Source organism: Acidimicrobiales bacterium, from assembly GCA_034521975.1.
Lineage (GTDB): Bacteria > Actinomycetota > Acidimicrobiia > Acidimicrobiales > SKKL01 > SKKL01.
In genome coordinates, this window is record JAXHLR010000010.1 from 50,724 (window position 1) to 71,821 (window position 21,098).

Here is a 21,098-nt window from a genome sequence, read left to right on the forward strand (position 1 = left end):
CGGCGGTGGGGGTCTACGCCGCCGCGGTCCAGGATCTCATCGACGAGTTGGGCCGGCTTCCCGGGATCGGTCCGAAGTCGGCGCAGCGGGTCGCGTTCCACCTGTTGAAGGTTCCCGAGCAGGACGCGGTGCGGCTGGCGACCGCCATCGTCGAGGCCCGCAAGCGGGTGTCGTTCTGTGTCCGGTGCTTCAACATCGCCGAGGGCGAGCTGTGTGGGATCTGTGCCGACGAGCGTCGTGACCCGCACCTGATCTGTGTGGTCGAGGAGTCGAGGGACCTGGTGGCGGTGGAACGCACCCAGGAGTTTCGGGGTCGCTACCACGTGTTGCAGGGGGCGATCAGCCCGATCGAGGGCATCGGCCCCGATCAGCTGCGGGTGAAGGAGCTGTTGACCCGCCTCGAGCCCGAGGGCATCACCGAGGTCATCTTGTGCACCAACCCCAACATCGAGGGCGAGGCCACCGCCATGTACCTGGCGCGGCTGCTGACCCCCCTCGGCATCACCGTCACCCGGATCGCCAGCGGCCTGCCGGTCGGCGGCGACCTGGAGTACGCCGACGAGCTGACCCTCGGCCGGGCGCTCGAAGGCCGCCGGTCGTTCCAAGGATAGTGTCCGGATCAGGGAACGGACACAGCACCTCGTCGGTGCGTTCCTCGCGACAGGCCCGGGTGCCGGCATCCCAGCCCGGGATCTCGCCGTTCGGTGTCGAATCCAGGCGGGGTGCTGGTGCGCATGTCGTGGTGTTTCGGATTCCTCGGGGTACCGCTCCGTACGAGTCGGGCGCGGGCGGTAAGTCCGACCCGCCGGAGCGGTACCCCGAGTGACCTGGGTGAGCGAACGATCGGTGGGCACGTCGTTGTGCGCCGATCGGTGTCCGTGGGGGAGTCGGAACGTGTGGAGGGTGGCTCACCCGGTCGATCTGTTGTTGCGATCACATTACAACAATGACGAACTGATGACAACCCCTCGATCGATCGTAATATTTGGAATCGGGTTCCGAATCCTGCTGGGCGGGCGCGACGGGGCCCCGGGTCAGCGCCCGGGCCCCGTCGATCGAATCGTGGGTGCGAGGCCTACGACACGGTGCGCAGGATCATGCCGTCGCCCTGACCACCACCGCCGCACAGGGCCGCTGCGCCGGTGCCGCCACCGCGGCGGCCCAGCTCGAGCAGCAGGTGCAGAGCCAGGCGGGTGCCCGACATGCCGATGGGATGCCCGAGGGCGATGGCCCCACCGTTCACGTTGGTGACCTCGTCGGTGATGCCGAGGTCACCCATGGCGGCGACGCCGACCGCGGCGAAAGCCTCGTTGATCTCGAACAGGTCGAGATCGCCTGCGGTCATGTTGACCTTCTCGGCCGCCTGCTTGATCGCACGCGACGGCTGGGTCAGCAGCGAGGCGTCGGGTCCGGCGACCATCCCGTAGGAGACGACCTCGCCCAGCGGAGTCACGCCGAGCTGGTCGGCGACTTCCTTGGAGGTGACGATCACCGCCGCGGCACCGTCGGAGATCTGCGAGGCGTTGCCGGCGGTGATGTTGCCGGCCGAGTCGAAGGCCGGGCGCAGCTTGCCGAGCGAGTCGAGGGTGGCCTCAGCTCGCACACCCTCGTCGGTGTCGACGACGATCGGGTCGCCCTTGCGCTGTGGCACCTCGACCGGGACGATCTCGGTGCCGAACTTGCCGTCCTTCTGGGCAGCAGCAGCCCGCTCGTGGGACTTGGCCGCCATCTCGTCCTGGGGTCCACGATCGAGACCGGCCGAGGCGGCGTACTTCTCGGTGCCTGCACCCATGGCGCACTGGTCGAAGGCGCAGAACAGCCCGTCGTACATCATCGAGTCGATGACCGACTGGTCACCGATCCGGTATCCCTCCCTGGCACCGGGGAGGAGGTAGGGGGCCTTGGTCATCGACTCCATGCCACCGGCGACCACGATGTCGGCTTGACCGGTTTGGATCAGCATGTCGGCGATGAAGATCGAGTGCAGCCCCGAGAGGCACACCTTGTTCACCGTGGTGGCCGACACGTCCATGCCGATGCCGCCGTTCACCGAGGCCTGACGGGCGGTGATCTGGCCGGCGCCGGCCTGCAGCACCTGCCCCATCACCACGTAGTCGACCTTGTCGGGGCTCACCCCGGCGCGTTCGAGCGCGGCCTTGATGGCGAAGCCGCCGAGGTCGGTCGCCTCGAAGGATCCGAGCCCTCCCGACAGCTTGCCGATCGGAGTACGAGCGCCCTGAAGGATGACGGAACCAGCCATGAGGTCCTCCCCTGGATGTGGCAGGTGTACGAAGCCCAGCATAGGGATGTCCCCGCCGCAACGGCCAGACGGGGTACCAGGCGGTAGCCATTGGAGCCGGAGTCCGACCCGCCACTAGGTTGCCGCCCATGGAGCAGATTCTCGAGGCCATCACAGGGGGAGCGTCGGGCGAGGACCTCGCAGCGCTGCCCGTTCCGCAGTCCTACCGTGCCGCGCACCTGCTGCGCAGCGAACAGGAGATGTTCGCCGGCATGGAGTCATCGCAGAAGGATCCCCGCCAGGCGATCCACGTGGGGGAGGTGCCGACGCCCGAGCTCGCCCCCGACGAGGTCTATGTCGCGGTGATGGCCAGCGCCATCAACTTCAACACGGTGTGGTCGGCCACCTACGAGCCGGTGTCGACCTTCGGGGCGCTCGACCGCCTGGCCCGCCAGAGCGAGTGGTCGGCCCGCCATGCCCAGGACTTCCACGTGATCGGCTCCGACGCCTCCGGGGTGGTCGTCCAGGTCGGCTCGGCGGTGCGGGCCTGGAAGCCCGGCGACCGGGTCGTCGTGCACTGCAACTACGTGGACGACCAGGACCCGCTCAGCCACGACGACGCCATGCTGGCCTCCAACGAGATGATCTGGGGATACGAGACCAACTTCGGCGGTCTGGCCGACCTGGCGGTGGTGCGCGCCAACCAGCTGATGCCCAAGCCGGCCCACCTGTCGTGGGAGGAGGCGGCCTGCAACGCGCTGGTCAACTCCACCAGCTACCGCATGCTGCTGTCGCCGAACTCGTACCAGATCAAGCAGGGCGAAGCGGTGCTCATCTGGGGCGCCTCCGGCGGTCTCGGTGGCTACGCCGTCCAGTACTGTCTCAACGGCGGGGCCACCCCGGTCGCGGTGGTCTCATCGGACGAGAAGGCAGATGTGCTGCGGGAGATGGGTGTCGAGCACGTCATCAACCGCAAGACCCAGGGCTATCAGTTCTGGAAGGACGAGCACACCCAGGACCCCAAGGAGTGGCGGCGCCTGGGCACAGACATCCGCGACCTGATCGGCCGCGACGTCGACGTCGTGTTCGAGCACCCCGGCCGCCAGACCTTCGGCGCATCGGTCTATGTCGTCGGGCGGGGCGGTGCCGTCGTCACCTGCGCCGCCACCAGCGGGTACATGCTCGAGTTCGACAACCGGCACCTGTGGATGCGACTCAAGCGCATCATCGGCTCGCACTTCGCCAACTACCACGAGGCCTGGCAGGCCAACCAGCTCATCTGCGACGGCAAGATCCAGCCGATCCTCTCGGCGGTGCACGATCTCGCCCACACCGGCGAGGCCGCGTATCAGATGCACCAGAACCTGCACGAGGGCAAGATCGGCGTGCTGTGCCTGGCCAGCGAGGAGGGCCAGGGCATCGACGACCCCGAGCTGCGCGAACAGGTCGGCGAGGACAAGATCACGTTGTTCCGCCGGGCCGGCGGGTAGGAGACCACCATGTTGCTCACCGAGATCGACCACGTCGCCATCGCCGTCAATGACCTCGAGGAGGCCATCGGCTACTACCGGCGCACCTTCGGGGCCGAGGTCGCCCACCGCGAGGTCGTCGAGTCCGACGGCGTCGAAGAGGCCCTGCTCGAGGTGGCCGAGTCCTACATCCAGCTGCTCACGCCGGTCAACGACGACTCGCCGGTCGCCAAGTACCTGGAGAAGAAGGGCGAGGGCCTCCACCACATCGGCTACCGGGTGGCCGATTGCGCCGCCGCGTTGCAGGCGGTCAAGGACGAGGGCGGTCGGGTGATCGACGAGGCTCCCCGCCCCGGCTCGCGGGGCACGACGGTGGCCTTCGTGCACCCCAAAACCGCCTTCGGCACCCTCATCGAGCTGGTCGAGGAGTGAGCCGCCCACCCCGGCCCTCCGAACCCAGGATCCGGCCGGTCGCCGACCCCACCTCCGAGCAGTCCGAGGTCCTCGAGAAGACCGGCACCCGCCCCGAGCGTGGCCCGCTGAACATCTTCGCCACCATGGTCCACAACCGGCGGGTGGCCAACCGGGCGGTGCTGCTGGGCGGCGCGTTCCTCAACAAGGGCACGATCCCCGAGCGCGAACGTGAGATCGTGATCCTGCGGGTCGGCCACCGGGCCAATGCCGAGTACGAGTTCGGTCAGCACACCCTCATCGGCGGGCGGGCGGGCCTCACCGACGACGAGATCGAGGCGCTGGCCACCAACGTCAGCGAGCATCCGTGGTCCGACGACGACCGGGCGCTGATCGCCATGGTGGACGACCTGAGCGCCGATGACTGCGTCAGCGACTCCACCTGGGGTGGGTTGGCCCAGCGCTGGAGCGACGAGCAACTGGTCGAGCTGGTCATGCTCGCCGGCTACTACCGCATGATCTCGGGCTTCTTGAACTCGGCGGGCGTGCAGCTCGACGACGGGGTTCCCGGCTTCCCCGGCTGAGCGCGACCGGCCACCGTCCACATGTCCGCCATTCGATGGTCGCTCGGGTCGCTCGTCGTGGCAGCGGTGCTGACCGCCTGCAGCGGTGGCGGCGACGGTGATGCCACCGGCCGTGGCGACAGATCGGATCCCACCACCACTGCTCCACCCGCGGCGGACACGACCACCTCCACGAGCACCACGACCACCACGACCACGGTGCCCCGCCCTACGGGGCCACCGGAATCGAGCGTCTGGGTCCACCTTTTCGACGACACGTTGAAGACACCGGCGGGGGTCGAGGCGGTGCTCGACGAGGTCGCTGCGGCGGGCGTCGACGCGGTGTTCGCCCAGGTGGCCCGACGACACGATGCCTACTACGACTCCGCCTACCTGCCCCCGACCCCCGATCCCGCCCTCGAGCCCGGCTTCGACGTGCTCGAGGCCCTCGTCGACGGTGGCCACGAGCGGGGCCTGCAGGTCCACGCCTGGTTCGTGGTCGCGCCCACCTACCACGACGAGTACGACGACCTCACCCTGCCGCCGGGGCACGTGTGGCTCGAGCACGGCTCCGACAGCGACGACCCGTGGACGACCGTGGCCGAGGACGGAACCGACTCCGACTACCTCGACGTGGGGTTGCCCGTGGTGCACGACCACGTGGCCGCCATCGTCGAGGACATCGCCGGTCGGTACCCGGTCGACGGGATCCACCTCGACTACGTCCGCTACGACGACGCCCGCTGGGGCTACCACCCGCGGGCACTCGACCGGTTCCGCCTCGACACGGGACGCTCCGGCCGGCCGGCACCCGACGACCCCGAGTGGGTGGCCTGGCGCACCGGGCGCACGGCGGCGCTGGTCGAGCGGGCCGCCACGACCCTCGACACCGTCCGCCCCGAGGCTCTGCTGAGCGCGGCGGTGATCGCCGGCGGAGAGGGCCCGTCCGCCGCGCCGGGCGGCTTCGCCGGCACCCGACCGGCTCGCCGGATGTTCCAGGACTGGCCTGCGTGGCTCGATGACGATCGACTCGACTTCGTCGTGGCCATGGCCTACACCCGCGAAGCCGTTCCCGAGCAGGCCGAGTGGTTCCGCCAGTGGGTCGGCTTCGCCGGATCGCTCGCCGACCGTCACCCCGGCCGGGTGGCGGTCGGTGTCGGCGCCTACCTCAACTCGGTGGACGACGCCCTGACCCAGGTCGAGCTGGTGCGTGAGGCCACCGGACACGTGGCCGTCTACTCCTACCAGCAGGACAGCGCCGATGGCCCCCATGGTGCCGTGCTGGACCGGTGCTGTCGCTCCTGACCTGTTGCTGTCGGTGGCCCCTGGCCTACGCTGCGCGCCGCCGATGACCGTGACCGACCTGCGGTCCAGCTGGATCGCCGAGCTCGACCGTCGCGCCGTCGCGCTCGGCGTGCTGGTGCTGATCGCCGGGTATCTGCCGCTGACCCTGCTGGGTCCCGGCACCGACCTCGACGTCGGGGGCGTCTACCACTCGGGTCGGTCGATCCTCGACGGCGGCTACCAGGTCTCGCGCGCTCCTGGGTCGCCGGTGTTCGAGGCGGTCACCGGCGTCTTGCACGCGGCGGGCGGAGCGACGCTGGTCAACCTCGGGTCGGTGCTCATGGCCGCGGTGACCGCGCTGGCGGTGTCCCGCCTGCTCCAGCGGGAGGGTCACCCACACGCGGCCTGGTTCGGTCTGGCCGTGCTGGTGAACCCCTTCGTGTGGGTGGCGGGGACCTCCATGGTCGATTTCTTGTGGGCGACAGGGTTCGTGCTGGTCGGGGCCAACCTGCAGCTGTCGCGCCATCTGGTGCCGGCCGTGGCCTGCTACGTGCTCGCCGCCGGGTGCCGGGTGAGCACGTTGCTGGTGGTCGCGGCGGTCGTCGTGGCCGACGCCTGGGGCGACCCTCAGGTGCGTCGCCGGTTGGTCGCGGTCGTGGCTGCGGTCGGCGGATTGACCGTGATCGTCTACCTCCCGCCACTGTTCGAGCTCGGGTCCGACATCGCCCGCTCCGCCCCACAGACCGCTCCCTGGTACGCCCAGGTCGGGCGCTTCGGGATCAAGAACCTGTTCTTCCTCGGCCCGATCGTGGTCGCTCTGCTCGCCTGGGCCGTCCCGCGTCTCTGGCGTGAGCTTCCCCGCCGCTGGGCCACCTCGACCACGGTGCGGTTCGCGGTCGTCGGATTCGTCCTCATCGAGCTGCTGTTCCTGCGCTTCCCGTGGAAGCTGGCCCACCTCATCCCGGCATGGCTGTGCCTGGTGCTGGTCCTGGGTGTCACGCGGGTGCTCGGCAGACGGGGTCTCGCCGTGTTGATCGCCGGCCAGATCCTGTTGGGGGTGGTCACCGTCAACGTCGCCGAACCCGACCAGCCCGATGATGCGACGGGCGGGCACCTGACCTTCGAGGTGATCGAGGGGCCGTGGTTGCGCGATCTCCGGTGCCGTCTCGAGGGAGACCGGGAGATCTACCGGGAACCCGGCGAGGTGGAGGCGCTGCTCGACACCTGGGCGTGTGTCGTGCCCTGGTCGGAGTGACCGGCGTCGCGAGGGGCGATCGGCCCGCGTAGGCTCGGGAGTGCCACGATCAAGACGGGGGAATCATGCAGGCGATCGATGACGGCGGAGCCGACGGCGGGACCATCCCGTCCGCGCCGGTGACACCGGTGCAGAAGGCGACACCCATGCTGTTGGTGGCCGTGGTCGCGGGCGCCGCAGGGCTGATCCATGCGGCCGTGGCCGGCGCCCACGACGGGCAGCGAAGCGTTGCGGTGCTGTTGGCGCTGGCTGCGGGGCTCCTCGTGGGCGGGGCCGTGCTCGCGCTGTGGTGGCTGGTCACCGAGACCGGACCGGGCTGGCTCCATCACCGGTCGGTCCCACCGGTTGCCGCGGTGCTGGTGCTGGTGCTGGCGGCTCCCGCGATCGTCGTGGGTCTCGAGCCAGACGGTGGCTCGGTGGCGGCTGCGGATGAGGCGAGCGAGCCGGCCGACACCGAGCTGCCTGCCCAGGGCATCGCCTTCACCGAACAGCCCTCCGATGCCGGTCGAGCTCCCGGTTCCTCCGATGGTGACGCCGCCGTGGACGACGATGCCGTGGACGACGATGCCGATGCTGGCCACCAGGCCCACGCCGATGGTCCGGTCATCTCGCTCTACGATCCACGGGTCACCCCCGAACAGCGTCACGCGGCCCGTCAGCTCATCGACGACACCCGGGCGGGCATGGAGCGGTTCACCGACATCGATCGCGTGATCGCCGAGGGCTACCTCTCCATCGGCGACGGCGTCACCGGGTTCGAGCACTTCGTGCATCCCGGTTACCGGGCCGACGACGCCATCCTCGACCCGGACCGGATCGAGTCGATCGTCGCCCGGGTCAACCCCGACGGCTCGCGCGACATCGTGTCGGCGATGTACCTGCTGCCACCGGGAAGCACCATGGACGACGTCCCCGACATCGCCGGAGCGCTCACCACCTGGCACGACCACCAGAACCTCTGCTGGGAAGATGCCCGGGTCGTGGCGACCACCGGAGAGGACGGCTCGTGCCCACGCGGCGTGTTCCGGCCGACGGCTCCGATGATCCACGTCTGGTTGGAGCCCCACCCCTGCGGACCCTTCGCCGGGCTCGAGGGACATGGCGGAGGTTGCGGCCATGAGCACTGAACCCATGGCGAGGGGGCCGTTCCTGCTCGTCGCCGCTGCGTCGTCGGCTGCTGCGGGGCTGGTCCACGCGGCCGCGGCCGGATCCCACGCCGACCTTCCCACCATGGTGAGGCTGTTCGCCTTGGTCGCCGTGCTGCAGGCCGGGTGGGCCGCGTTGGTGGTGATCCACCCCAGCCGCTGGTCGCTGGTCGCGGGCGCCGCGCTCCACGCTGTGTCGGTGGCGGCCTGGCTGATGTCGCGCACCGTGGGCTGGCCGGTGGTCGAATCGATGACCGAACCCGGCACCGTCGGGGTCCAGGATTCGGCAGCGGTGCTCCTCGCCCTGCTCGCGGCGGGGTCCGCCTCGGTGGCCGCGGCCGGCATCGCGTCACCCCGCTGGTTCCGCGTCGCGCCGGTCCCGCCCCTGGCCGCGCTGTTGGTGCTCGGCCTGGCGGTTCCGGCCATCGCTGCCGATCACGCCCACGATCACGACCATGCGGGCGAGGCCCACGATCACGGCGACGAGGAGGCCCACGATCACCCTGATGATGGGGCCCACGATCACGGCGATGGGCATGATGCCGCTGGCGAGGATGTGGCCGGAACCGCGTACGACCACGACGATCCGGTGGTCTCGCTCGACGATCCGCGCCTGAGCGCCGACCAGCGGGCTGCGGCCCAGGCCTTGGTCGACGACGTGCGGGCCGAGATGGAGCGCTTCAGCGATCCGGCGAGGGTGGAGGCCGAAGGCTACGTGTCGATCGGCGACGGCGTGACGGGCTACGAGCACTTCAGCCATCCGGTGCTTCGCGAGGATCCGATCACCCTCGAGCCGAGTCGACCCGAGTCCATCGTGTTCCGGGTCAACCCCGATGGCACCAAGGACCTGGTGTCAGCGATGTTCATCATGCCCCCGGGCTCGACCATGGACGATGTCCCCGACATCGCCGGCACGCTCACCACCTGGCACGACCACCAGGACCTGTGCTGGCTCGGCGACCGTGTGGTGGGCACCGTCGACGCCGACGGCAACTGCCCGTTCGGGGAGTTCCGCGAGGGCCAGCCGATGATGCACGTGTGGCTCGAGCCCCATCCGTGCGGTCCCTTCGCCGGGCTCGAAGGCCACGGTGGCGACTGCACCCAACACCAGCACTGACGCCGGTGATCCCGGGCACCGTCCCCGAGGTGCTCGCCCTCGTGGCCTGCACCGAGCGGCAAGACCCGCGACACTGGTGTCATGAGCGATCAGAGCACTTCATCCGGGGAGCATGAGGCCGGCTGGTACGCCGACCCGATGGGCCGGGGCGAGCTTCGATACTTCGACGGATCGAGCTGGACCGAGCACATCTCCACCAAGGGCGAGCAGCAGGTCGACCCGTTCGGTACCGACGAGAAGATGACCGAGGGTCTCGGCGACTACCTGCTCTCGGGCGCCAACGCCTCCAAGTTCACCATGAACCGCCCGCAATGGACCGGTACCGGGCACCTGTTCACCGAACCGGTCCTGGTGGTCAAGCAGCAGGGCAGGATCGGTCCCGAGATTGCGGCGAACTACGAGATCGAGAGCCACGACGGGACCCGGCTCGGGTCGGTCCGCCAGGTGGGCCAGAGCCAGGCCAAACAGCTCGTGCGGGCTTTCACCAAGTGGGACAAGCACATGTCCCACACCTTCGAGGTGCTCGATGCCGAGGGCAACGTCGTGTTGTCGCTCCACCGCCCCGCGAAGCTGGTGAAGTCCAAGATCACGATCTCGGACGGCTCCGGCAACGAGATCGGCAAGGTCGTCCAGGAGAACGCGTTTCGCAAGATCCGCTTCGACCTGCAGGTGAACGACACCAGCATCGGCCAGATCCGGGGGACGAACTGGCGCGACTGGAACTTTGTGATCTACGACCCCGCCGACGAGGAGATCGGTCGGGTCACCAAGAGCTTCGAAGGGATCGCCCAGGCGCTGATGGGAGGCGACTCGTTCGTGGTGGCGATGCACAAGCCGCTCGAGGATCCGCTCCGCCAGCTGGTGGTCGCCGCCGGCGTCTGCATCGACACCGCGCTGCACATGGACGAGTAGCCCGTCCGGCGACGACCCCACCTGAGCGGTCCCGAGCCTCAGCAGGGTCTGATGGGTCGCGTGAGCGTCGCCATGTTCATCGGTGGTGGCTTGGTCTGTCTGTCCGGGGTGTGGATGAGTGAACGCCGCTCGCCGCTACACCGAACGGGTGGATCTGCGCGCCGGGCGATGACGTCGCGAACGCAGCGGCGTTGCTCTCGGTTGCGGACGAGACCCTTTGTGCAGCCAAGAAGGCGGGGCGTTGCCGCCTTGCCTGGTGGGACGACCGCATCGAGGTCGGCGAGCCCTTCGGCGAGGCGGCTCCAACCTGAACCTCGGCCCTCGGTCTCTGGCGTGTGCTCCCACGCCCGAGCGCGTCCACCGGACTAGTGCTACGTTGAACCGAGACGCGACGGCTCGCTTGGGGGGAGGGAGCCGTCACCGGGAGAAGGAAGAATGGGGGCGCTCACGTGCCGATCGAATCCGATGGCCACAGCGGCGGGAACCCGCGGCTGTACGAGCTGATCGAACAGACCCCGAAGACGGGCAAGAGCCCGACGGTGTGGGCCTGGCCCCAGCTGATCGACCACTTCAAGGTGGCGGGTCAACCGGTTCAGGGGCCATGGCCACCACACCAGCAGCGCCGGCCCGACCCCGATGACGAGTCGCTGCCCGTGGCGATCCCCGACCCGCACGGCTCCGGCGCCTGACCGGCGCCGACGACGAAGAGGAGCGCCGTGTACCCGTCACGATTCCAGTATGAAGCACCCACAACCGTCGAGGCGGCGATCGACCTGTTGCACCGGGGCGGCGGCGAGGCCAAGGTCCTGGCGGGTGGCCAGAGTCTCATCCCGATGATGAAGCTGCGGTTCGCTTCACCCGAGCTGCTCGTCGACATCAACCACATCCCCGGCCTCGACTACCACCGGGTCGACCCCGACGGGTCGATTCACATCGGTGCGCTGTGCCGCCACGTCGACCTCGAGCAGTCGACGACGTTGGCCGACGCACAGCCGGTCCTGGCGGCGGTTGCGCCGTTGGTGGCCGACCCCATCGTGCGCACCCGGGGCACCCTCGTGGGCTCGCTCTGCCACGCCGACCCCCAGGGCGACTGGGCGTCGGCCATGGTGGCCCTCGACGGCCAGGTCGTGGCCCAGGGCCCGCAGGGTCGTCGCTCGATCCCCGTCGCCGACTTCGTCGCCGGACCGTTCCAGAACGTGCTCGCCCACGACGAGGTGGCGGTCGAGGCCGTCGTCCCCGCCCCCGCCGGCACCCCGGCGGGCGGGTACCTCAAGCTCGAACGCCGCATCGGCGACTTCGCCACCGCCGGTGTCGCGGTGGCCCTCGACCTCGTGAACGGGTCGGTGTCCCGGGCAGGTGTCGGCCTCACCGGTGTCGGCAGCTCCACCATCGCCGCGACCGACGCCGCGCAGGCGCTGGTCGGGGCGGCACTGTCGCCCGACGCGATCAACCGTGCCGCCGACCTCGCGGCCGAGGCGGCCCAGCCCCGCAGCGACCACCGCGGCAGCGCCTCCTACAAGCGACAGGTCGTGCGCACCTTCGTGGTGCGCATCCTCACCAACGTGCTCGAATCCGACGAGAGGGCAGCCTGATGACGAGTCTCTTCTCGGAGATCTCCCCCGAACCCGCGGCCGATGTCCCGGTCCGGCGCATCACCGTCACTGTCAACGGTCAACGCCGCAGCGCCGATGTCGAGCCGCGGTTGCTGCTCGCCCACCTGCTCCGTCAGGCCTTCCGCCTCACCGGCACCCACACCGGCTGCGACACCACCAACTGCGGTGCGTGCACCGTGTTGTACGACGGTCAACCGGTCAAGAGCTGCACGATGCTGGCCGTCCAGGCCGACGGTCACGAGGTGACCACGGTGGAAGGGCTGGCCGGGGCCAGCGAGCTGCACCCCGTCCAGGAGGGCTTCCGCGACGAGCACGGCCTCCAGTGCGGGTTCTGCACCCCCGGGATGATGCTGGCCGCCAAGGCGTTGCTCGACCGCAACCCCGACCCCACCGAGGACGAGGTGCGCTGGGCGCTGTCGGGCAACCTCTGTCGTTGCACCGGCTACCAGAACATCGTCAAGTCGGTGCTGTGGGCGGCGGACAAGATGCGCGGACCCGACACCGGCGGTGGAGGCGACCGACACGACGAGGAGCAGCCATGACGCTCGACGAGGTCAAGATCGGCGGCTTGGGGGCCAGCCGAAAGCGGGTCGAGGACAACCGCTTCATCCGCGGCACGGGGAACTACGTCGATGACATCGTGCTGCCGGACATGCTCCACATGGAGATCCTCCGCAGCCCCCTCGCCCATGCCCGCATCACCTCGATCGACACCAGCAAGGCGTGGGAGATCCCCGGCGTCCACCTGGTGCTCACCGGCGAGATGATGGCCGCCCGCAACCTGGCGTGGATGCCGACGCTCTCCTATGACACCCAGGCGGTGCTGGCCACCGACAAGGTGCGGTTCCAGGGCCAGGAGGTGGCCTGTGTCATCGCCGACGATCCGTACACCGCCAAGGACGCGTGCGAGGCCATCGTCGTCGACTACGAGCCCCTTGCCCCGATCGTCAACCCCGAACAGGCGCTGGCACCCGACGCCCCCCTGATCCGCGACGACAAGGAGGGTCAGGCCGACAACGTCATCTTCGATTGGGAGGTCGGCGACCGCGAGGCCACCGAGCGGGCCTTCGCCGAGGCCGACCACGTGTCGACCCTCGACCTCCACTACCCCCGATCGCACCCGTCGCCGATCGAGGCCTGCGGGTCGATCGCCGACTTCGACCGGTCGACCTCCAAGCTCACCGTCTACATGACCACCCAGGCGCCCCACATCATTCGCGCCGCGGTGGCCCTGGTGGCCGAGCTGCCCGAGCACATGATCCGCATCATCTCGCCCGACCTGGGCGGCGGCTTCGGCAACAAGGTGCCGGTCTATCCCGGCTATGTGGCGTCGATCCTCGCCTCGATCCTGCTCGAACGGCCCGTCAAGTGGATCGAGGACAAGTCGGGCAACCTCATCTCCACCGGCTTCGGTCGCGACGTCTACCTCAAGGGCGAGCTGGCCCTGCGCAAGGACGGCAAGATCCTCGGGGTCCGGATGCACACCGACTCCGACCACGGGGCCTTCTTCGCCGACGCCCAGCCCAGCAAGTTCAAGATCGGGCTCATGCACTCGACCTTCGCCTGCTACGACGTCGGTGCCGCCCATCTCACCGCCAGGGGCGTCTACACCAACAAGGCCCCCGGAGGGGTCGCCTACCGCTGTTCGTTCCGGGTCACCGAGGCCATGTTCTTCCAGGAGCGCATGGTGCAAGCCGCGGCCGACGAGTTGGGCATCGACCAGGCCGAGATCCGCCGCATGAACTTCGTGCGCGACGACGACTTCCCCCACCGCACCCCGTTCGGATTCCTCACCGACTCGGGTCAGTACGGCAAGTGCCTCGAGGTGGGGCTCGAGGCGGTGGGCTACGCCGACTTCGCGCGCCAGAAGGAAGAAGCCCGCCGGCGCGGTCGCCTCCTCGGCATCGGCATCTCCACCATGACCGAGCCGCTCGGTGCCGGCAACAGCCGCGAGTACGACATCCTGGGCATCAAGATGTTCGACTCGGCCGAGCTGCGGGTCCACACGAGCGGCAAGGCCATCCTCCGCACCGGCGCCAAGACCCAGGGCCAAGGGCACGAGACCACCTGGGGCCAGATCGTCGCCCACGAGCTCGGCATCCCGGCAGAGGACATCATCGTCGAGGAGGGCGACACCGACACCGCTCCGTTCGGGATGGGCACCTACGCGTCGCGCAGCACCCCGGTCGCCGGCGCCGCCGTGTCGATGGTGGCCCGCAAGATCCGGGCCAAGGCCCGCAAGCTGGCGGCCCACCTGCTCGAGGTGTCCGAGGAGGACATCGAGTGGGAGCTCGGCCGGTTCTACGTGCGCAGCGCACCCGACCGTGGCGTCACCATCCAGGAGTGCGCGATGGCGGCCTACACCAACGTGCCCGACGGCATGGAGCCCGGTCTCGAGAACACGGCCTACTACGACCCGCCCAACCTCACCTGGCCCTTCGCCTGCTACATCGCCACCGTCGAGGTCGATCCCGAGACCGGGGTGTGGGACGTGTTGAACCTGGTCGCGGTCGACGACTGCGGCGTGCGGATCAACCCGATGATCGTCGAGGGCCAGATCATGGGTGGGCTCACCGAGGCCTTTGCCATGGCCAGCATGCAGTTCATCACCTTCGACGCCGACGGCAACTGCGTTGGCTCCAACTACATGGACTACCTGTTGCCCACCGCCTGGGAGACCCCCGGCTTCGAGCTGCACGAGGTGGTCACCCCGTGTCCGCACCACCCCATCGGAGCGAAGGGGGTCGGCGAGTGCGCCACCGTGGGCGGTCCGGCTGCCTTCGTCAACGCGGTCATGGACGCGATCAGCCACACCGGCGTGCGCAACATCGACATGCCGCTGCTGCCCGACCGTGTCTACGAGGCCCTCAGCACCGGCCGGGATGTCTCCGGGGCACCTCCAGTGAAGACGGACGAGTCGTGAACGAGCAGCGGTCCGACGGCTGGGGCATCGTCGAACGGGCGGTCGAGCTGGCTCGCCGTGGCGAGGAGTTCGCGCTGGCCACCGTCGTGTGGCGCCAGGCACCGACGTCGGGCCAGCACGGCTCGCGGGCCATCGTGACCCGCTCGGGCGAGCTCCACGGCTGGATCGGTGGAGCCTGCTCCGAGCCGGTCCTCATCCGCGAGGCACAGCGGTCGCTGGCCGATCGAGAACCCCGGCTGCTGGTGCTCGGAGCCCCGGACCAGTTCGGCGATGTTCCCGAGGGGATGACGTCGATCGCCATGGCCTGTCAGAGCGAGGGAGCGATGCAGATCCACATCGAACCGGTGCAACCCGCACCCCACCTCGTGGTGGTGGGACGATCCCCGATGGCTCACACCCTGGCCGACATGGCCGGGGTGCTCGACTGGTCGGTCGACATCGTCGACGCCCCCGACTTCTCACCCTCGACGGTCGATCAGCGCTCGATGGTGGTCGTCGCCACCCAGGGCCACGGCGACGAAGAGGTGCTGGAACAGGTCGTCGCCGCCGATCCCGCCTACGTGGGGCTGGTCGCCTCGCACCGCCGGGGCGAGGCCGTGCTCGGCTACCTCGCCGACCGCGGCGTCCCCTCCGACGTGCTCGAACAGGTCCGGGTGCCGGTCGGCCTCGACCTCGGTCACACCAGCCACCGCGAGATGGCGGTCGCCGTGCTCGCCGAGATCGTGCAGCTGCGAGCAGCAGGCGAGCTCACGCCCGCCGACGCTGGTGCCGCTGCCGTGGTTCGCCCGGCCGAGGCCATCGACCCGGTGTGTGGCATGACCGTCACCGCCGACGCCTCGGGCCGGCCCTTCGAGTACCAGGGCACCACCTACTACTTCTGCTGTCCCGGCTGCCGGGCGGCGTTCGAGAAGGATCCCGAAGCCCACTTCACCCCGGGGGCCCGATGCTGATCACCAACGACTTCGAGGTCGCCGAGCCCGCCGACGACGTCTGGCGGTTCTTCGACGACATCCCGCAGGTCGCGGCATGCCTGCCCGGCGCCGAGCTCAGCGACCAGACCAGCGAGAACAGCTTCGAGGGCGGGGTCGCCATCCGGCTCGGTCCGGTCCGGCTCGAGTTCGGCGGCACCGCCACCATCACCGAGCGCGACGACGCCAACCGCCGCATCGTCGTCGACGCCTCCGGGGCCGACGTGAAGGGCCGGGGCCAGGCGGCGATGCTGCTGACCGCCACGGTCGCCAACACGTCGAGCGGTTCGCGGGTCGAGGTGAGCATCGACCTGACGCTGTCGGGTGCGGCCGCCCAGTACGGGCGGGGCATGGTCTCCGACGTCACCTCGGTGCTGATGGACGACTTCGCCACCAACATGACGAACCGCGTCGATGCCATCCGCCGTGGCGTCTCGCCCGATCAGATCGACACGGTCAAGCCGGCCGGTGGTCTGGTGATCGCGTTCCGCGCGGCGCGCATGGCCCTGGCCCGGGTCTTGGGGCGGTTCTTCCTTCCGTACCGTCCACCCGCCGCCACCAACGCCTGACGAGGAGCTGTCATGACCCTGTGGGGACTCGGAAACCTGATCCTGCTTCTGGCGGTGGTGCCGGTGCTGGTGGCGCTGCTCAACCGAGTGCTGGCTGCGCTCGAACGGATCCGGGCCGCCTCCGACGACATCCTCGCCGGTGGGGTCGCCCTCATCGGCGAGCTCGACGACACACCCGAGCTGCTGGCCACCACCGACGCCACCATCCACGACGTATCGGTCGGCGCCGTTCGCTACGCCGGCTCGGTCGCCAAGCTCCTGCCACCGAAGGAGGACTGAATCGTGCCCGCCGCCGCCATCGTGACCCTGGTGCTCGCCACCCTGATCATCGCCACCGCCGCGCTCGGTCTCATCCGGGTCATCTTCCACTTGCGGGCGATCCACGCCACCCTCGGCCAGGTCGTCGGGGGTGTGCAGGTGATCGCCGACAAGACCAGCACCGTGCCGACCGTCGTGGCATCGGTCAACGAGAGCCTGAAGCCGGTCCGCGACTTCAGCGAGTCGATCTGATGGGGGTCTCGATGTCGAGCCTGGTGCTGGCGTCCGAGTCGATCACCGGATGGGTGGTCGGCTATGTCATCGGTGGGGTGGTGGTGTTGGTGGTGGTGGCGCTGGTGGTACCGATCCTGCTGCTGGCCCGGTCGATCGGCACCGACGCCACCCGCATCAACGACGGGCTGGGTGCTGCGGTGCACAACACCGCGGCCCTCGCCGAGCTCAAGACGACGAACGAGTCCGCCGAGGCCATCGTCGCCGGCCTCCGGCGCGGACGCACCCGGTTGGGAGGCTGAGGATGGTCGTACTGGCACTGACGTCTACGCAGGAGAACCTGTGGTGGGGAGCGATCATCGCCGGGGCGGTCGTGGTGATCGCCGTTGCGGCGTTGCTCACGATCCTGGTGATGCTCGTCCGCTCGATCGAGCAGCGGGTCGATCTCATCCGCTCCACGCTCGACCAGGCGGCGGAGAACACCGCCGACACAGCGCTCATCGCCGAGACCGCCCAGCGGGTCGAGGCGGTGCTCAACGAAGGGCTCGAGCACCACCTGTTCCTCGGCCGGGTCCTCGAGAAGGTGCGCTCATGACCACGCTCGTCGTCCTCTCGGTCGTCGTCATCGTGGCGCTCGTCGCCGTGTTGGCGGCCTACCTGTTCATCGTCGGCTCCCAGCTCACCCGCGTCGCCGGCAAGCTCGAGGAGTGCGCCGAGACGGTGTGGACCATCAAGGCCAACGCCGAGCCGATCGCACCCGGTGTCGCACACATCAACCACACCGGCGGTGTCGTCGCCGGCGCGCTTCCCCTGCTGTTCAACATGGCCGAGGGGATCGTCACCGGCGCCACCTACGAACCGACACCCGAGTCGGCACAGCGACCCCCGGCCCGACCCGCCATGGGCACCCGCCGCAGCCGTCTCACCGAGGCCGTCGGCTACCGACCCGACGGCGCGGGCAGCTCATAGCGTCAGCGCGGAGCGCTTGCCCGACAGCTCCCCCCAAACCGGGAGCTCACCTATCGATCTCAGCTGCCGTCGTGTCCCGAGGGGTCGCGCCCGGTGGTGAGGGGTCCGGTGGTGGGGGCCTCGTAGCTGCCGATCCACTCGTCCCGCCAGGCCGGGTCGTACTGCTCGGGGTTGCAGCTCGGCTGGTACATGGCGATGAGCTCGCGGACGATCTGCTCGCGGTGTGCGGGCAGGCCGCCAGGCACCTCGTAGGTGCAGACGTGCAGGTTGAACCGGTCGCCGGCCCGCTTGGTCCAGCAGGAGGCTTGCGGGTGCTTGAACGGGAACCGCTCGCGCGACAGGTCGTCGCCGTGACCGACGTAGATCACCGCGAACCGCTGGGGCTTGGACTCGGGATCGGGCCGGGTGAGGATGCCGTACACCCCAGGCGACGCGGGCGGTGTCCAGCCGGCGAGCACCCGGGGCCCTTCGAAGGGGTAGCCGGCGAGCGACCCGAGCCGGATCATCCCGGCTCCTCGGGGTCGACCAGGTCGTCGAGCTCGCCGATGACCTCGGCCCTGGTGGCGGGCCAATCCGGTAACCCGGCCTGTTCGGCCGCCCGGAGGAACGCGGGCACGGCGACCTCGACCGCCTCGTCGGCCGTCGCCGCCTCGACGATGACCTGCGCGCCGTAGCTCATGGTGCCGATGCCGCTGGCGATGCCGCCCATGGGGGCGACGGCGTCGGCCAGCGCAACGACCTCGTCGTGGGTCACCACCCGGTCGCCCTCGGCCACCACCGACACGCTCCACCTCATCGTCTCCATCGCGCTCACCTCAGCTCGGGCAGCATCGTGGCGAACTCCTCGAGGCTGCGCAGGTTGTGGCCGGAGACGATGATGTCGATGTGGGGAGCAGCGACCATCATCGCGAGCGATGTGGGCCGGAACTCGGGGTCGTCGCCCTTGTGGGGGTTCATCCACACGACCCGGTGGCTGAGCCGGTGGAGGCGCTCCATGGCCCCCGCCAGCACCGCAGGGTCGCCCCGATCGAGCCCGTCGGAGCAGATGACGACGATCGCGCCCCTGCTGGTGCCTCGCCGCCCCCACCGGCGCACGAACTCGTCGAGCGAGTCGCCGATGCGGGTGCCGCCGTCCCAGTCGAACACCTCGTCGGCGGCGCGGGCCATGGCGTCGTCGGCGCGCCGCCGGTCGAGCGCCTTGGTGATGCGGGTGAGTCGGGTGCCGAAGCAGAAGACCTCGACGCGGTCCGATGCCCGTCGGGCCGAGTGGGCGAACTGCAAGAGGTTGCGCGAGTAGTCCGACATCGACCCCGACACGTCGAGGATCAACACGACCGGGCGGATGCGGAGCTTGCGGCGAAGCCACAGGAGGTCGCCCGGCTCGCCGTGCATCCGCATGGTCTCGCGCGCCATGCGGCGGGCGTCGAGGCGTCGACCGGAGCGGGTGGGCGCGCTGCGCCGGGTTCTGCGCTGGGGTGGCCGCAGCCGGGTCCGGGCCATGATGCGCCGCAGCGCAGCCAGCTCCTCAGGGGTGCAGGCCGAGAAGGCCTTGTTCCTCCACACCTCGGAGCCGGAGGCCACGAGGCCGAGCTGTGCTTCGTCCTCCTCGGAGGACTCGTCGCCCGGTTCGGAGTCGGGGATCTGCAGCACCGCCTCCCGGCCGCTCACGCTGTCCGTGGGGGTCTGGAGCACATCGGCCCCTGGGGCGTCCTCGCCGAGGAAGAAGTGGCGGAACACCCGGTCATAGACCGTGATCTGGTCGCGGCGGGTCACCAGGGTGGTGCGCCCCGCCCAGTAGAGGTCGACCAGGTCGGTGGGGTCGAGGGCGGCAACCGCGGTGCAGTAGGTCACCACGTCGCCCGAACCGATCGCCATGCCGGCCTCGCGCAGCTCGTGGCCGAACTCGACGAGCAGATCGGAGACGGCGAGCTCAGCCATCACCGATGACGTCGGCCAGGTCGTCGCGCACGAGGTCGAGGTCGTCGCGGTCCTTGATCACCGACCCGAGGGTGTCGTCCGCGCTCGTCGGGTCGAGGTCGGTCGCGCCGATCACATCGAGCGACGCCACCCAGTCGAGGGTCTCGGCCACCCCTGGGGGTTTGGCCAGGTCGAGCTCGCGCAGGCGGTGCACCGCGGCGACCACCTTGTGCGCCAACGCCTCGGGCACCCCGGGGGCGCGGACCTGGAGGATCTCGAGCTCGCGCTCGACGGTGGGATAGCCGATCCAGTGGTAGAGGCACCGGCGCTTGAGGGCGTCGTGCAGCTCGCGGGTGCGGTTGGAGGTGAGGATCACCACCGGCCGGGTCTCGGCGGCGATGGTGCCGACCTCGGGCACGGTGATCTGGTAGTCGGACAGCAGCTCGAGGAGGAAGGCCTCGAACTCGTCGTCGGCCCGGTCGATCTCGTCGATGAGCAACACACACCCGTCGCCGGCTCGCAAGGCATCGAGCAGCGGCCGCTCGAGGAGGAACTTGGGGCTGAACAGCTTGTCGACCGCCTCGTCGTCGGCGACCTGGTGCTCGGACAGGGCCCGGATCTGCAGCATCTGGCGGGCGTAGTCCCACTCGTAGAGCGCCTGGTTGGTGTCGATCCCCTCGTAGCACTGCAGGCGCACGAGTCGCCGGCCCGACACCGTGGCCAGCACCTTGGCCAGCTCGGTCTTGCCGACGCCGACCTCTCCTTCGAGCAGCAGGGGTCGCCCCAGCTCGAGGGCGACGAACATCGCGGTGGCGAGACCGCGGTCGGCGAGGTAGCCACCGCGCCGCAGGGTGTCGGTGAGCTCGGCGACGCTACCTGGCGGCTCGCTGGTGCCCGGGTTCGTCATCGACCGACCGGATCGCCCCGTGCGCCGATGTCAGCGGGAATCGGACTGGCCGAACACGAGGTCGCCCACGGTGCCGCCGGAGGTGTTGAGCTTGCCCTCGCGGGCCAACCGGTCGCGCCAGGCCTCACCGAGGTCGGTTCCGGGTTCGGCCAAGCCGTCGAAGGTGATCTCGCGGGTGTTCTTGCACTGCTTGGTGGGGCTGCAGTCCTCGTCGACCGGCAGGGCGACCTCGCCCTGGGCCGCCCACACGGCGCGGAGCACGTCGCGGGTTTCGTCGGTCTCGTGGGTCATGGCGGCAGCTCCTTTCCCCATGGGTCCCGTCGGCTTCACGCTACCAGTGGACCGGAG

General features: G+C 69.6%; 26 protein-coding genes. 20 read left to right on the forward strand and 6 right to left on the reverse strand.

Going from position 1 to position 21,098, the window contains the following annotated elements:
• Positions 1–5 precede the first annotated feature (5 nt).
• Entirely contained in the window at positions 6–611 is a 606-nt protein-coding gene (gene recR / locus U5K29_15285; GenBank protein MDZ7679901.1) for a recombination mediator RecR, read from the forward strand.
• 464 nt (positions 612–1,075) lie between these two features.
• On the opposite strand, the gene U5K29_15290 is transcribed toward recR, so the two are convergent.
• Complete coding sequence (locus U5K29_15290) at positions 1,076–2,260, reverse strand: acetyl-CoA C-acetyltransferase (GenBank protein ID MDZ7679902.1); 1,185 nt, start codon at positions 2,258–2,260, stop codon at positions 1,076–1,078.
• Between the two features lie 128 nt (positions 2,261–2,388).
• Here U5K29_15290 and ccrA point away from each other — a divergent pair, with 128 nt between their 5' ends.
• The 19 genes from ccrA to U5K29_15385 all read left to right on the forward strand — a co-directional run bounded on the left by ccrA (position 2,389) and on the right by U5K29_15385 (position 17,926).
• Positions 2,389–3,729, forward strand: coding sequence for a crotonyl-CoA carboxylase/reductase (gene ccrA / locus U5K29_15295; GenBank protein MDZ7679903.1), 1,341 nt, complete (start codon positions 2,389–2,391; stop codon positions 3,727–3,729).
• Positions 3,730–3,738: 9 nt separating this feature from the next.
• Positions 3,739–4,140, forward strand: a complete 402-nt coding sequence (gene mce, locus U5K29_15300) for a methylmalonyl-CoA epimerase (GenBank protein MDZ7679904.1) — start codon at positions 3,739–3,741, stop codon at positions 4,138–4,140.
• Positions 4,137–4,703 (forward strand): carboxymuconolactone decarboxylase family protein, encoded by a 567-nt coding sequence (locus tag U5K29_15305; GenBank protein MDZ7679905.1) that lies wholly within the window; start codon positions 4,137–4,139, stop codon positions 4,701–4,703. Before mce ends, U5K29_15305 begins: the two co-directional genes overlap by 4 nt.
• A 21-nt stretch (positions 4,704–4,724) precedes the next feature.
• Positions 4,725–5,987 carry a family 10 glycosylhydrolase gene (locus U5K29_15310; protein MDZ7679906.1) on the forward strand — a complete coding sequence of 421 codons (1,263 nt, stop codon included), beginning with the start codon at positions 4,725–4,727 and terminating at the stop codon, positions 5,985–5,987.
• Positions 5,988–6,030: 43 nt separating this feature from the next.
• Positions 6,031–7,221, forward strand: coding sequence for a hypothetical protein (locus tag U5K29_15315; protein ID MDZ7679907.1), 1,191 nt, complete (start codon positions 6,031–6,033; stop codon positions 7,219–7,221).
• Positions 7,222–7,286: 65 nt separating this feature from the next.
• Entirely contained in the window at positions 7,287–8,348 is a 1,062-nt protein-coding gene (locus tag U5K29_15320) for a hypothetical protein (protein ID MDZ7679908.1), read from the forward strand.
• Positions 8,338–9,483: a hypothetical protein gene (locus U5K29_15325; protein MDZ7679909.1), complete on the forward strand. Its 1,146-nt coding sequence runs from the start codon at positions 8,338–8,340 to the stop codon at positions 9,481–9,483. Before U5K29_15320 ends, U5K29_15325 begins: the two co-directional genes overlap by 11 nt.
• A gap of 81 nt (positions 9,484–9,564) precedes the next feature.
• Positions 9,565–10,395: a phospholipid scramblase-related protein gene (locus tag U5K29_15330; GenBank protein ID MDZ7679910.1), complete on the forward strand. Its 831-nt coding sequence runs from the start codon at positions 9,565–9,567 to the stop codon at positions 10,393–10,395.
• 449 nt (positions 10,396–10,844) lie between these two features.
• A complete protein-coding gene (locus U5K29_15335; protein MDZ7679911.1) occupies positions 10,845–11,084 on the forward strand; it encodes a hypothetical protein in 240 nt (79 codons plus the stop codon).
• Between the two features lie 27 nt (positions 11,085–11,111).
• The gene (locus U5K29_15340) at positions 11,112–11,987 is read left to right on the forward strand and encodes a xanthine dehydrogenase family protein subunit M (protein MDZ7679912.1); all 876 of its coding nucleotides are present in this window, start codon (positions 11,112–11,114) and stop codon (positions 11,985–11,987) included.
• Positions 11,987–12,550: a (2Fe-2S)-binding protein gene (locus U5K29_15345; protein MDZ7679913.1), complete on the forward strand. Its 564-nt coding sequence runs from the start codon at positions 11,987–11,989 to the stop codon at positions 12,548–12,550. The genes U5K29_15340 and U5K29_15345 overlap by 1 nt, the downstream gene beginning before the upstream one ends.
• A complete protein-coding gene (locus tag U5K29_15350; GenBank protein ID MDZ7679914.1) occupies positions 12,547–14,931 on the forward strand; it encodes an aerobic carbon-monoxide dehydrogenase large subunit in 2,385 nt (794 codons plus the stop codon). The genes U5K29_15345 and U5K29_15350 overlap by 4 nt, the downstream gene beginning before the upstream one ends.
• The gene (locus U5K29_15355; GenBank protein MDZ7679915.1) at positions 14,928–15,881 is read left to right on the forward strand and encodes an XdhC family protein; all 954 of its coding nucleotides are present in this window, start codon (positions 14,928–14,930) and stop codon (positions 15,879–15,881) included. The genes U5K29_15350 and U5K29_15355 overlap by 4 nt, the downstream gene beginning before the upstream one ends.
• Complete coding sequence (locus U5K29_15360; protein ID MDZ7679916.1) at positions 15,875–16,468, forward strand: SRPBCC family protein; 594 nt, start codon at positions 15,875–15,877, stop codon at positions 16,466–16,468. Before U5K29_15355 ends, U5K29_15360 begins: the two co-directional genes overlap by 7 nt.
• 12 nt (positions 16,469–16,480) lie before the next feature.
• Positions 16,481–16,747 carry a hypothetical protein gene (locus U5K29_15365; GenBank protein MDZ7679917.1) on the forward strand — a complete coding sequence of 89 codons (267 nt, stop codon included), beginning with the start codon at positions 16,481–16,483 and terminating at the stop codon, positions 16,745–16,747.
• A 3-nt stretch (positions 16,748–16,750) separates the two neighbouring features.
• Positions 16,751–16,978 (forward strand): hypothetical protein, encoded by a 228-nt coding sequence (locus tag U5K29_15370; protein MDZ7679918.1) that lies wholly within the window; start codon positions 16,751–16,753, stop codon positions 16,976–16,978.
• An 11-nt stretch (positions 16,979–16,989) separates the two neighbouring features.
• The gene (locus U5K29_15375; protein MDZ7679919.1) at positions 16,990–17,259 is read left to right on the forward strand and encodes a hypothetical protein; all 270 of its coding nucleotides are present in this window, start codon (positions 16,990–16,992) and stop codon (positions 17,257–17,259) included.
• A gap of 2 nt (positions 17,260–17,261) precedes the next feature.
• Positions 17,262–17,552: a hypothetical protein gene (locus U5K29_15380; protein MDZ7679920.1), complete on the forward strand. Its 291-nt coding sequence runs from the start codon at positions 17,262–17,264 to the stop codon at positions 17,550–17,552.
• Positions 17,549–17,926 carry a hypothetical protein gene (locus U5K29_15385; GenBank protein MDZ7679921.1) on the forward strand — a complete coding sequence of 126 codons (378 nt, stop codon included), beginning with the start codon at positions 17,549–17,551 and terminating at the stop codon, positions 17,924–17,926. The genes U5K29_15380 and U5K29_15385 overlap by 4 nt, the downstream gene beginning before the upstream one ends.
• A gap of 59 nt (positions 17,927–17,985) precedes the next feature.
• Here the strand turns inward: U5K29_15385 and U5K29_15390 are convergent, their stop codons facing one another.
• Genes U5K29_15390 through U5K29_15410 form a run of 5 tightly spaced genes read right to left on the reverse strand, consistent with a single transcriptional unit; the run spans position 17,986 to position 21,041 of the window.
• Positions 17,986–18,432: a hypothetical protein gene (locus tag U5K29_15390; GenBank protein ID MDZ7679922.1), complete on the reverse strand. Its 447-nt coding sequence runs from the start codon at positions 18,430–18,432 to the stop codon at positions 17,986–17,988.
• Positions 18,429–18,731 carry a hypothetical protein gene (locus tag U5K29_15395; GenBank protein MDZ7679923.1) on the reverse strand — a complete coding sequence of 101 codons (303 nt, stop codon included), beginning with the start codon at positions 18,729–18,731 and terminating at the stop codon, positions 18,429–18,431. Before U5K29_15395 ends, U5K29_15390 begins: the two co-directional genes overlap by 4 nt.
• Before the next feature lie 5 nt (positions 18,732–18,736).
• Positions 18,737–19,864: a VWA domain-containing protein gene (locus tag U5K29_15400; GenBank protein ID MDZ7679924.1), complete on the reverse strand. Its 1,128-nt coding sequence runs from the start codon at positions 19,862–19,864 to the stop codon at positions 18,737–18,739.
• Positions 19,857–20,750: a MoxR family ATPase gene (locus U5K29_15405; GenBank protein MDZ7679925.1), complete on the reverse strand. Its 894-nt coding sequence runs from the start codon at positions 20,748–20,750 to the stop codon at positions 19,857–19,859. Before U5K29_15405 ends, U5K29_15400 begins: the two co-directional genes overlap by 8 nt.
• 30 nt (positions 20,751–20,780) lie before the next feature.
• Entirely contained in the window at positions 20,781–21,041 is a 261-nt protein-coding gene (locus tag U5K29_15410) for a hypothetical protein (GenBank protein ID MDZ7679926.1), read from the reverse strand.
• Positions 21,042–21,098 lie beyond the last annotated feature (57 nt).